Origin of the sequence: Nevskia sp. (assembly GCF_023266035.1) — a bacterium.
GTDB lineage: Bacteria > Pseudomonadota > Gammaproteobacteria > Nevskiales > Nevskiaceae > Nevskia.
Map to the genome: position 1 here is coordinate 19,862 of NZ_JAHFRY010000040.1, position 11,805 is coordinate 31,666.

Below are 11,805 nucleotides of genomic sequence, written 5' to 3' on the forward strand. Positions count from 1 at the left end.
TCGGGGCAGCGATCCGATGTCTTGGAGAGAGCTGATTTTCTTTCATGGCGACATATTGACATCAAACGTTGTCAAAAGTTAGATTGACAACGTGCATTGTCAAACATGAGGAAAGAACAGATGGCGTACGACGCGGGTAAACCGAACGAGAACAAGCAGATCCTGATCATCGGCAGCGGCTTCGCCGGCCTGTGCATGGCGATCAAGCTGCGCGAACAGGGCATCGAAGACTTCCAGATCCTGGAGCGCGGCGACGATGTCGGCGGCACCTGGCGCGACAACCATTACCCGGGCTGTGCTTGCGACGTGCAGTCGCACCTCTATTCGTTCTCGTTTGAACCGAACCCGGAGTGGACGCGGATGTTCGCGCGTCAGCCGGAGATCAAGGCCTACCTCGAAAAGTGCGCCGCGAAGTACGATCTGCGTCGCCACATCGTGTTCGGCGCCAATGTCCAGAACGCCCGTTATGACGAAGCCACCGCGACCTGGACGGTGAAGACCGCCGACGGCCGCAGCTTCAGCGGCCGCGTGCTGGTGTCCGGCATGGGTGGCCTGTCGAATCCGGCGATGCCGAACGTCAAGGGCCTGGACGCGTTCAAGGGCAAGGCCTTCCATTCGGCGCACTGGGATCACAGCTACGACCTCAGCGACAAGCGCGTGGCCGTGATCGGCACCGGCGCCAGCGCCATCCAGTTCGTGCCGCAGATCCAGAAAGCGGCGAAGCGCGTCGATCTCTACCAGCGCACCGCGCCGTGGATCATGCCGAAGCCGGATCGCGAAATCGGCTCGCGCGAGCGCCGCCTGTACAAGGCGCTGCCGGCGCTGCAGAACGCCTATCGCACGGCGATCTACTGGGTGCTGGAATCGCGGGTGCTCGGCTTTGCCGTCAATCCGAAGCTGATGACCATGGTCGAAGGCATCGCCCGCGGCCACATCAAGAAGCAGATCAAGGACCCGGCTCTGCGCGCCAAGGTCACGCCGGACTACACGATCGGCTGCAAGCGCATCCTCATCTCCAACGATTACTATCCGGCGCTGGCCCAGGCCAATGTCGACGTCATCACCGACGACATCGTTGAAGTGCGCGCCAACTCGGTGGTCGACAGCGCCGGCAACGAGCGTGCGGTTGACGCGATCATCTACGGCACAGGCTTCAAGGCGCAGGACCCGATGCCGCGCGGCACTGTGTTCGGCAGCGGTGGCGTCGATCTGCTCGATGCCTGGAAGACCGGCCCCGAGGCCTATCTCGGCCTGTCGGTCGCCGGCTTCCCGAACTTCTTCATGCTGGTCGGCCCGAACACCGGCCTCGGCCACAACTCGATGGTGTTCATGATCGAGTCGCAGGTCGCCTACGTGATGGACGCGCTGAAGACCATGCGCAAGCAGAAGCTGCGCGCGGTCGACGTCAAGCCGGATGCTCAGGTGTCCTTCAACAAGAGTATTCAGGGTCAACTGTCGAAGACCGTCTGGACCTCCGGCTGCAGGAGCTGGTACGTCGACGCCAACGGCAAGAACACCACGCTGTGGCCCGGCTTCACCTTCATCTACCGGGGCAAGACGCGCAGCTTCCCGACAACCGCCTACCGGCTGGAACGCGACACCGCGACAGTCGCGGCCTGAGTCATCGGACCTTACAAGAACAGCCACAAGAACGAGAAAGACGATGAAATCATTTGCCAACAAGGTTGCCGCGATCACCGGCGCGGCTTCCGGCATGGGCCGCGAGCTGGCGCTGGAGCTGGCCGCCAAGGGCTGTGCGCTGAGCCTGTCCGACGTCAACACCCAGGGTCTGGAAGAGACCGCGAAGATGGCCCAAGCCAAGGGCGTGAAAGTCACCACCGCCAAGCTCGACGTTGCCAGCCGCGAAGCGGTCTACGCCTGGGCCGATCAGACTGCTAAGGATCACGGCGGCGTCAATCTGATCTTCAACAACGCCGGCGTCGCGCTCAACGCACCGCTGGATACCATCTCGCAGAAGGATTTCGAGTGGATCGTCGACATCAACTTCTGGGGCGTGGTCTATGGCAGCCAGGCGTTCCTGCCGCATCTGAAGGCCAGCGGTGACGGCCACATCATCAACACCTCCAGCTTGTTCGGCCTGATCGGCACGCCGGGCACCGGCGCCTATTCGGCAACCAAGTTCGCGGTGCGCGGCTACACCGAAAGCCTGCGCATCGAGCTGGACATGATGAACTGCGGCGTCAGCGCCACCTGCGTGCATCCGGGCGGCATCCGCACCGAGATCAACCGCAGCGCGCGCATCGCCGAAGGCGCCGAAAAACTGTTCGGCGTCAGCGGCGAAAAGGCGCGGGACAAGTTCGACAAGCTGCTCAACACCACGTCGGCGAACAAGGCGGCGCGGATCATCCTGCGGGCGGTCGAGAAGAATTCGCGCCGGGTGGTCGTTGGCCCGGATGCCAAGTTCATGGACATCGTCGTGCGCCTGCTCGGTTCGGCCTACCAGCCACTGGTGGCGGCCAACACCAAGCGCATACTGCGCTGACCAGCTTGCGCGACTGCCGTCTTGGGTGACGGCAGTCGCGCAGCCGCTAAACTGCCGGCATGAGTACCAACAAGACGCCGGACCGGTCGAAGCTCGACCAGATCATCATCGATACCCGGCGTAATGCCGATGCCCGCGAACTCGGCTACCGGGAGCAGGCGCTGAAGCTGTATCCCTGGGTCTGCGGCCGCTGCGCCCGCAGCTTCGAACGCGCCAACCTGCGCGAACTGACCGTGCATCACCGCAACCACAACCACGACGACAACCCGTCCGATGGCAGCAACTGGGAACTGCTGTGCCTGTACTGCCACGACAACGAACACCAGCGCTACATCGACAAGACCACGGTCGGTAATGCCAAGGACAAGCTGTCGACCGGCAATCCGTTTGCCGATCTGAAGTCGCTGCTGAAGAAGTAGCGGCTAGCGGGCGGCAGTCTGCTCAGGCTCGACGACCCGAGCCAGCGCCCGGACGAAATCCGATTGCGTGATGATGCCGACCAGCTTGCTGTCGGCATCGACGATCGGCAAATGGTGATGACCATCGGCCGAGAACGAAGCGATCAGATCGACGATCAGCCGATCCTCGCGGGCTACGCGCACTCTGCGAGTCATGATCTGGCCGACCACTTCCGGTTTCGTCGATAGCAAGCTGCCGGTGCTGCGCACCAGTTCCTTGACCCGCTCGCCCAGCCCTTCGTGAGCATCGAGATTGGCCTGCCGCAGGAAATCCGCCTGGGTGACGATGCCGGCGATGCGGCCGCCGCGATCGGTCACCGGCAGCGCTTTCACGTGGTGCCGACGCATCAGCGCCCAGGCGTCTTGCAGACCATCGCCGAACTGCACCGTGACTGGCTCGCGCGACATGATGTCGGCGCAGCGCAGGCCGCCGAACAGGCGGTGATAGGCGTTCAGCTCGGTCTGGCGCAGCAGGCCTTCGAGATCGTCGCGGCTGACATCGAGCACCTCGTTGTAGCGGGCGAGGGCCTTGTCGAAATCCGCCGAACTGAAGCGTGACGGAATCTCGCCGGCCGGCGCTTTCGCCGCTTGCTGCGAGTGTGGATAGCGGCGGCCGGTCGCCCGATGGAACGCGCTACCGGCGAGCACCAGCAGCAAGGTATTGACGGCAACAGGGAACAGCGCGAAGCGGAAGTCATGAACCTGCAGCAGCACCGCAGTCAGCGCCACCGCGCCTCCGGGCGGATGCAGGCAGCGCAGGCTGAACATCGCGGCGATCGACAGGCTGGCGGCCAGTGCTGCGACCACGAAGGCTGGCTCGCCGATCCAGCGCACGCAGGCGATGCCGACCACCGCCGAAACCGTGTTGCCGGCGACTGCCGCCCAGGGCTGGGCCATTGGTCCGGCGGGGGCTGCGAACACCAGCACCGCCGAAGCGCCAAGCGAAGCGACCATCCACGCGCCATCGATGCCGGCAGCACCGGCCAGCCAATGACTCAGCAACGCGGCGAGGCCGACACCGATCGCGGCGCCGGCCACGACGCGTAACCGCTCGCGTCCGGCCAGGGTCACCGGGGCCGGCAGCAGCGACAGCAAGACGTTCTTGATCGCCCCGGCCAGCGGAGCGGAAGGAGTAGGCGACGAGTTCATCCACGCAGTTTATCGCGCGGGTCTCGTCGCCCCCTGTTGGCTTACAGCCCGTTCGGTCGCCGGAGATCCAGTGTGTGCGGGTAGTCCGGGTTGACCTTTTCCTCGGCCGGCCAGTACGGGTTCGGGGTGTGGCCGAACGGCGTGAAGCGGCTCAGGAAGCGCGCCTCGGCCTCGTAGGCGTTGACCGGGAAGGTTTCGTAGTTGCGGCCGGCCGGATGGGCGACGTGGTAAGTGCAACCGGCCACCGGGCGCTTGTTCCAGGCGTCGTAGAGGTCGAATACCAAGGGCGTATGGACCCCGATCGATGGATGCAATGCCGACGGCGGATGCCAGGCGCGATAGCGCAGGCCGGCCACGTATTCGCCCTTCACGCCGGTGTTCAGCAATGGCAGGCGACGGCCACCGGCGGTGACGAAGTGACGGCCCTCGGTCAGCCCGGTGACTCGCACCTGCAGACGCTCCATCGACGAATCGACATAGCGCGCCGTGCCGCCGACGGCGTTCTCCTCGCCGAGCACCGGCCAGGGTTCCAGCGCGTGACGGATTTCCAGTTCGACCTGGCCATGACGCACGGCGCCATGACGCGGGAAGCGGAACTCGAAGTGCGGCGCGAACCAGTCGAGCTTGAACGGGAAATCGGCGCGATTGAGATCGCTGACGACTTCGCCGAGATCGCTCCATACGTAGTGCGGCAGCATGAATTTGTCATGCAGCTGCGTACCCCAGCGGACCAGCGGCTGGGTGTACGGCTGCTCCCAGAACCAGGCGATCAGCGACCGCAGCAGCAGCTGCTGGGCCAGGCTCATCTGCGCGTGCGGCGGCATCTCGAAAGCGCGGAACTCGACCAGGCCGAGACGGCCGGTCGGGCCATCCGGCGAGTACAGCTTGTCGATCGAGATTTCGGTGCGATGAGTATTGCCGGTGAGATCGGTCAGCAGGTTGCGCAGGGTGCGATCGATCATCCACAGCGGCACCTGCTGGCCGGGCGGCGGCAGCTGGCTGAGGGCGATTTCCAGTTCGTACAGCGCCGAATCCTGCGCTTCATCGATGCGCGGATGCTGCGAAGTCGCGCCGATGAACAGGCCGGAGAAGAAGTACGACAGCGACGGATGGTTCTGCCAGTAGCGGATCAGCGAGCCGAGCACATCCGGCCGGCGCAGGAACGGCGAATCGGCCGGCGTGGCGCCGCCGACGACGAAATGGTTGCCGCCACCGGTGCCGACCGAGCGGCCATCGATGAGGAATTTCTCGGTGGCCAGACGGGCCAGCCGCGCTTCCTCGTAGACGGTCAGCGTGGTTTCGCGCAGCTCTTCCCAGCTATGAGAGGGATGGATGTTGACTTCGATGACGCCGGGATCCGGCGTGACCTTGAGTACGTTGATGCGGTGATCGTTCGGCGGCGAATAGCCTTCGATGCGCACCGGCGTGTCGAGTTCGGCCGAGGCATCCTCGATGGCGGCGACCAGCTCCAGATAATCCTCGATCGATTCGGTCGGCGGCAGGAATACGCAGAGATGACCCTCGCGTGGTTCCACGGTCAGCGCAGTGCGGACATTGCCGCCTTCCAGATAGGCGCCACGGCGTACCGGTTCCGGCTGGTCCTGCTCGGCGGTCAGACGCTGGCGGCGTTCGCGCAGACGGGCGCCGATGTCGGTTTCGGCTTCCTCGCGCTTTTCGCCGGACGATTGCAGGAACGGCTGGCGGCGGCCGTCGAAGGCCGGCAGCGGCTTGGCAGTCTGGAAATCGACCGCCATCGGGTCATACGGAATCAGGGTCGGGAAGCGCGACGGCGGCAGCCAGGGCAGGGCATCGAGCGGCAGACGGAAGCCGATCGGCGAATCACCCGGGATCAGGAACATGCGCTTCTGGCGGAAGCTCCAGCGCTCGGAAATCCAGGCGCGCGACTGCCAGCGCTGCACCGGCAGCGCGTAGCCGCGCGGCACATCGAGGCCGCGTTCGAACACCTTGGCAAGGCGTGAACGCTCTTCCGGGTCCTTCAGCTTGCTGTCTTCCGGCAGCACGTTGTCCGGCAACTGGCGTTCGCGGTGCAGATAGAAGAACGCGTCCTCGTACCCAGGCACGGCATTCTCCGGGCTCACTTCGAGCCGGTTGGCGATGCCGCGCACCAGCAGCGCCGCAGCTTCGATGGTCGGCTTGGTCTTGCCCTCGGCGAGATCGGTGCGAACGATCGGCTTGCCGTCGCCACGCCAGTACAGCGCATAGGCCCAGCGCGGCAGCGATTCGCCCGGATACCACTTGCCCTGGCCGTAGGTCAGCAGGCCGCCACCTTTCTCGGCCGGCGCGAAGCGATCACGCAGACGGCGGATCAGGATGTTGGCCAGCCCCTGCTTGGTCGGGCCGACAGCGGCGATGTTCCACTCCTCGCCCTGCATGTCGTCGATCGAGATGAAGGTCGGCTCGCCGCCCATGGTCAGGCGCACGTCGCCGGCCTTGAGCCGGGCATCGACCGCCAGGCCCAGGGTGTCGATCGCCTTCCATTGCGCGTCCGTGTACGGCTTGGTCACCCGCGGCGATTCGAACAGCCGGGTGACGATCATCGAATGGCCGAACTCGGTATCGAGATCGCCCTTGCCTTCGAAGCTCATCGAGCCGGTGATCGGCGCCGCACTCGACGGCTCCGGCGTTGCACACAGCGGAATATGGCCTTCGCCGGTCAGCAGGCCCGAGGTCGGGTCGAGACCGACCCAGCCGGCACCGGGCAGATAGACCTCGCACCAGGCGTGCAGATCGGTGAAATCGTGATCGGTGCCGGACGGGCCATCGAGCGATTTCACGTCCGGCGTCAGCTGGATCAGGTAACCGGAAACGAAGCGCGCGGCCAGCCCGAGCTGGCGGAAGATCTGCACCAGCAGCCAGCCCGAATCGCGGCAGGAACCGGAGGCCAGGGTCAGCGTGTCTTCGGGCGTCTGCACGCCGGGTTCGAGGCGGATCAGATAGCTCACCGCTTCCTGCACGCGGCGGTTCAGCTCGACGATGAAGTCGATGGTGCGGGTCTCTTCCTTCGGAATCGCCCGGATGAACGCGGCCAGGCGCGGCGTGGCCGAGCCATGCTTGAGATAAGGCTTGAGATCTTCCTTCAGCGCCTCGTCATAAGTGAACGGGAAGGTCTCGGCCTTTTCCTCGATGAAGAAATCGAACGGGTTGTAGATCGACATGTCGGCCACCAGATCGACCGTCACCTTGAACTCGGTGACCTTGTCCGGAAACACGACACGAGCCTGCCAGTTCGCGAAGGCATCCTGCTGCCAGTTCAGGAAGTGGCCTTCCGGCTCGACCTTCAGCGAGTACGACAGCACCGGCGTGCGGCCATGTGGCGCTGGCCGCAGACGGATGATCTGCGGCGACAGCGTCACGCGCCGGTCGTACTGATAGGTCGTTTCGTGATGCAGGACGGCATGGATCGACATGAGGCGAGTCGGTGGTTCCGGAGGGTGGGTTCGATTGTGACGCAAGAAGACTGCCGTCGCGCCGAGATGGGTCAAAAGCGCAGGTTGATCGGTGGTCCTTCGTTCGCCGGTAGACTCGTGACAAACATTCACGGTGTTCTTCCATGTCGGTCTTTTCCCACCCCGAATTCGATGGCCACGAGCATGTGGCCTTTCATCAGGACCCGGCCTCCGGCCTGCGCGCGATCATCGCCGTGCACAGCACCCGGCTCGGCCCCGGCCTTGGCGGCTGTCGCATGTGGCCCTATGCCTCCGATGCCGAAGCCTTGACCGATGTGCTGCGCCTGAGCCGCGGCATGACCTACAAGGCAGCACTCGCCGGGCTGCCACAAGGAGGCGGCAAGTCGGTGATCCTCGGTGACCCGCGCCACGACAAGAGCCCGGCCCTGATGCGCGCCATGGGCCGCTTCGTCGAATCCCTGAACGGCCGCTACATCGTCGCCGAGGATTCCGGCACCAGCGTGCCGGACATCCGGCTGATGGCCGAGCAAACCCGTCACGTCGGCGGCCTCGCCGATGCCGCCTCGATCGCTGCCGGCCGCAGCGGCGACCCCAGCCCGGCGACCGCGCTCGGCGTGTTCATCGGCCTGCAGGCGGCGGTGCGCGCGGCGCTGGGCCGTGACGATCTGCGCGGGCTCAAGGTCGCGATCCAGGGTGTCGGCAATGTCGGCTACCGGCTGGCGCGGCATCTGCACGACGCCGGCGCCAAGCTCTGGGTGACCGATCTGCACCAGCCGGCTGTCGACCGTGCGGTGGCCGAATTCGGCGCCACGGCGGTGGCGATGGAGGCGATCCACGCGCTCGATGTCGACGTGTTCGCGCCCTGCGCGCTCGGTGCCGTGCTCGACGAAACCCGCATTCCGCAGATCAAGGCCAAGGTGATCGCTGGCGCCGCGAACAACCAGCTGGCCAAGCCTCGCGATGGCCAGCGCGTGCTCGATCACGGCCTGCTGTATGCGCCGGACTACGTGATCAACGCTGGCGGCATCATCGACATCCACTACGAAGGCCCGGGCTACAACGAAGCGGTGGTCCACGCCCATCTGCAGAGGATCGGCACGACCCTGAGCGAAATCTTCACCCGGTCATTCGCGACCAAGCGCGCGACCGGCGAGATCGCCGACGCGATGGCGGAAGCGATCTTCCGCGCTTGAAGCAGTGACCCGTGGTCAGTTTCCAGTGTCCAGAGAAGCAACGGCGATGAACTTTATTCCTGATGATGCGGTGCTCAATGCCTTGGCTGTTCAAGTTGGCGAGCGGCTGCTGGCGCGCCGTGAACTGATCGGCACCGCCGAGTCCTGCACCGGCGGCCTGATCGCCAAGCTGATGACCGACATCGCCGGCAGTTCCGGCTGGTTCGAGCGCGGCATCGTCAGCTATTCGAACGGTGCGAAGCAGGAACTGCTTGGTGTGCCGGCAGAAACCATCGAGACCCTCGGCGCGGTCAGCGGCCCGACGGTGATCGCGATGGCCGACGGCCTGAAAGCACGCGCGCCGGTGCAGTGGACGATCTCGGTCAGCGGCATTGCCGGGCCGGGCGGCGGCGTCGCCGGCAAGCCAGTCGGCACCGTGTTCATCGCCTGGGCCGGGCCGGGCATTGCCACTTCGTCGAGCCGCTACCAGTTCGATGGTGATCGCGACGCCGTGCGGCGGCTCACTGCCGAAGCGGCGTTGAAGGGCCTGCTCGATCTGCTCGCAGCCCTATAGCGTGCGGATCTCCCTCCCCCGCACGCGGGGGAGGGTGCACATCGCAATTCAGTCTGAAGCCCGGGCCGCAAGGCTCCGTTTGGTAAACTCGCGTCATGAGCAGAACTGATTCCGGCAACGTCGATCACGACGAAATTTCCCGCTTTGAAGCGCTGGCCGCCCGCTGGTGGGATCGCGCAGGCGAGATGGGTGCCTTGCACGTCATCAACCCGCCGCGGATGCGTTACATCCAGCAGCGCACGGGTGGCGCCAGCGCTTCGATCAAGGGCAAGCGCACGCTCGATGTCGGCTGCGGCGGCGGCATCCTGACCGAAGCGCTGGCAATTGCCGGTGCCGATGCGCTGGGCATCGATCTGGCCACCGCGTCGATTGAAGTGGCGAAGCAGCACGCCGAAGAAGCGGGGCTGCAGGTCGCCTACCGGGTGGTCAGTGCCGAAGCGCTGGCCGAGCAGCAGCCAGAAAGTTTCGATCTGGTCTGCTGCCTGGAAATGCTCGAACACGTGCCGGACCCGGCCGAGACCATCGAAGCCATCGCCCGTCTGGTCAAGCCGGGCGGCGACGTGGTGTTCTCGACCATCAACCGCAATCCCAAGTCTTACGCGCTGATGATCGTCGGCGCCGAATACGTGGCTCGCATCGTGCCGCGTGGCACCCACGACTACGCCAAGTTCATCCGGCCATCCGAGCTGGATCGCTGGGCTCGCAACGCCGGCCTCGTACCGCAGGATGTCATGGGCCTGCGCTACAACCCGCTGCTGAAGTCGGCCTCGCTGAATGCCAGCGACATCGACGTCAACTACCTGATGCATTGCCGGAAGCCGGCCGAGGACTGATCGTTTTGAATCCCAATACCCACTGCGTACTGTTCGATCTGGACGGCACGCTCGTCGACAGTGCGCCCGATCTCGGCTACGCCGCCAATCTCGTTCGCGAAGCGCAGGGGCTGCCGCATCTGCCGCTGTCCGACTACCGCCCGCAGGCCTCCAATGGCGCGCGCGGCCTGCTGAAAGTGGCGCTGAACATGACCATGGATCATCGGGATTACGAGGACCGCAAGGCCCTGTTCCTGAAGTTCTACCAAGCCAATCTAACCACCCACAGCCGGCTGTTCGATGGCGTTGCCGAGTTGCTGGCGGCGCTCGACCAGGAAGGGCTCAAGTGGGGCATCGTCACCAACAAGGCCGGCTGGCTGGCCGAGCCGATGGTCGCGCAACTCGGCTTTCCCGCCACCTGTGCTTGCCTGGTCGCCGGTGATTCGACACCGCATCCGAAGCCGGCGCCCGATGGCCTGCTGCTGGCCGCGCGCAAGATCGGCGTCAAGCCGGAAGCCTGCATCTATGTCGGCGACGATCTGCGCGACGTCGTCGCCGGCCGTGCCGCCGGGATGATGACCATCGCCGCCGGCTGGGGTTATCTCGGTGCCGAACCGGACCTGTCGATCTGGAAAGCCGACGCGATCGCCCATGCGCCGGCCGATGTGCTGGCGCTGATCCGGCCGCGAGTGGCCGGATGAGGACGGCATGAGTTCAGCAATTCCTGCCGGCTACACGCCGGCTGCCGGCCTGCTCCAGGGCCGCGTTGTTCTGATCACCGGCGCCGGGGCCGGTCTGGGCCGCGCCACTGCGCTGGCGGCGGCGCGCCATGGCGCGACGGTGATCCTGCTCGGCCGCACGGTGAAGAAGCTCGAAGCGGTGTTCGACGAGATCGAGGCTGCCGGCGGTCCGCAGCCGGCGATCTATCCGATGAACCTGGCCGGCACCACCTGGGCCGATATCTTCGAACTCGCCGAAACCGTCGAGCGCGAGTTCGGCCGGCTCGATGGCCTGGTCCACTGCGCGGCGCACTTCAAGGGCTTCACGGCGATGACCGAGGAAGCGCCGAAGGATTGGCTTGAAGGCTTGCAGGTCAATCTCACGGCAGCCTATTCGCTGACTCGTCAGTGCCTGCCGCTGCTGCAGCAGACGGCTAACGCCAGCATCGTCTTCGTCACCGACGCCGTCGGCCGCGAGCCGAAAGCCCTGCGCGGTTCCTATGGCGTTGCCAAGTACGCGCTCGAAGGCCTGGTCAAGGGCTGGTCGCAGGAACTCGGCGCCACGCCGGGGCTGCGTATCAACAGCTACGACCCGGGCGCGATGCGTACCGAACTGCGCGCCCGCGGCTTTGTCGCCGAGGAAGTGCAGAAGCTGCCGGGGCCGGACGCTGCCGTGGCAGGCCTGCTGTATCTGCTCGGTCCGGACAGCGCCGGCATCAACGGCCAGGCGTTGTCCCGTACCTGATTCGCAGCGCTAGCAATCCAGCCGCATGTCGATGTGCCAGATGCCGTCTTCGAGATACGGCACGTCGATCGGCACGAAGCCGAGGCTGGCGTAGAAGCGGTCCAGGCGCTGCTGCGCGCCGATGCGAATCGGCACACCGTGATGGCGCTCGCGAGTCAGCCGCAAGGCTTCCAGCATCAGCGCCCGGCCGAGTTGCAGCCCGCGCGCTGGTGCTGCGGTGATGACCCGGCCGATCGAAGCCTCCG

Annotated in this window: 11 protein-coding genes; 8 read left to right on the top strand and 3 right to left on the bottom strand. The window is 65.3% G+C overall.

The annotated features are described in order from the left end of the window. Window positions 1-120 precede the first annotated feature (120 nt). Genes Q0D45_RS08175 through Q0D45_RS08185 form a run of 3 tightly spaced genes read left to right on the top strand, consistent with a single transcriptional unit; the run spans window position 121 to window position 2,922 of the window. Window positions 121-1,620, top strand: coding sequence for an NAD(P)/FAD-dependent oxidoreductase (locus Q0D45_RS08175; RefSeq protein WP_293391074.1), 1,500 nt, complete (start codon window positions 121-123; stop codon window positions 1,618-1,620). A 43-nt stretch (window positions 1,621-1,663) separates the two neighbouring features. Next, window positions 1,664-2,503 (top strand): SDR family NAD(P)-dependent oxidoreductase, encoded by an 840-nt coding sequence (locus Q0D45_RS08180; protein ID WP_293391076.1) that lies wholly within the window; start codon window positions 1,664-1,666, stop codon window positions 2,501-2,503. A gap of 59 nt (window positions 2,504-2,562) precedes the next feature. Beyond that, entirely contained in the window at window positions 2,563-2,922 is a 360-nt protein-coding gene (locus Q0D45_RS08185) for a YajD family HNH nuclease (protein ID WP_293391078.1), read from the top strand. A gap of 3 nt (window positions 2,923-2,925) precedes the next feature. On the opposite strand, the gene Q0D45_RS08190 is transcribed toward Q0D45_RS08185, so the two are convergent. After that, window positions 2,926-4,110, bottom strand: coding sequence for an HPP family protein (locus Q0D45_RS08190; RefSeq protein WP_293391080.1), 1,185 nt, complete (start codon window positions 4,108-4,110; stop codon window positions 2,926-2,928). A 41-nt stretch (window positions 4,111-4,151) separates the two neighbouring features. Then, window positions 4,152-7,538 carry a DUF2126 domain-containing protein gene (locus Q0D45_RS08195; RefSeq protein WP_293391082.1) on the bottom strand — a complete coding sequence of 1,129 codons (3,387 nt, stop codon included), beginning with the start codon at window positions 7,536-7,538 and terminating at the stop codon, window positions 4,152-4,154. 143 nt (window positions 7,539-7,681) lie between these two features. Here Q0D45_RS08195 and Q0D45_RS08200 point away from each other — a divergent pair, with 143 nt between their 5' ends. The 5 genes from Q0D45_RS08200 to Q0D45_RS08220 all read left to right on the top strand — a co-directional run bounded on the left by Q0D45_RS08200 (window position 7,682) and on the right by Q0D45_RS08220 (window position 11,560). Then, window positions 7,682-8,731 carry a Glu/Leu/Phe/Val dehydrogenase dimerization domain-containing protein gene (locus Q0D45_RS08200; protein WP_293391084.1) on the top strand — a complete coding sequence of 350 codons (1,050 nt, stop codon included), beginning with the start codon at window positions 7,682-7,684 and terminating at the stop codon, window positions 8,729-8,731. 46 nt (window positions 8,732-8,777) lie between these two features. Beyond that, window positions 8,778-9,284 (top strand): CinA family protein, encoded by a 507-nt coding sequence (locus Q0D45_RS08205; protein ID WP_293391086.1) that lies wholly within the window; start codon window positions 8,778-8,780, stop codon window positions 9,282-9,284. Window positions 9,285-9,379: 95 nt separating this feature from the next. Then, the gene (gene ubiG / locus Q0D45_RS08210; RefSeq protein WP_293391088.1) at window positions 9,380-10,117 is read left to right on the top strand and encodes a bifunctional 2-polyprenyl-6-hydroxyphenol methylase/3-demethylubiquinol 3-O-methyltransferase UbiG; all 738 of its coding nucleotides are present in this window, start codon (window positions 9,380-9,382) and stop codon (window positions 10,115-10,117) included. A gap of 5 nt (window positions 10,118-10,122) precedes the next feature. Then, on the top strand, window positions 10,123-10,797 hold the full coding sequence (locus tag Q0D45_RS08215; RefSeq protein WP_293391090.1) for an HAD-IA family hydrolase: 675 nt from the start codon (window positions 10,123-10,125) through the stop codon (window positions 10,795-10,797). 7 nt (window positions 10,798-10,804) lie between these two features. After that, the gene (locus tag Q0D45_RS08220) at window positions 10,805-11,560 is read left to right on the top strand and encodes an SDR family NAD(P)-dependent oxidoreductase (RefSeq protein WP_293391092.1); all 756 of its coding nucleotides are present in this window, start codon (window positions 10,805-10,807) and stop codon (window positions 11,558-11,560) included. Window positions 11,561-11,569: 9 nt separating this feature from the next. On the opposite strand, the gene Q0D45_RS08225 is transcribed toward Q0D45_RS08220, so the two are convergent. Then, on the bottom strand, window positions 11,570-11,805 hold a 236-nt coding region (locus tag Q0D45_RS08225), incomplete at its 5' end, for a GNAT family N-acetyltransferase (protein WP_293391094.1).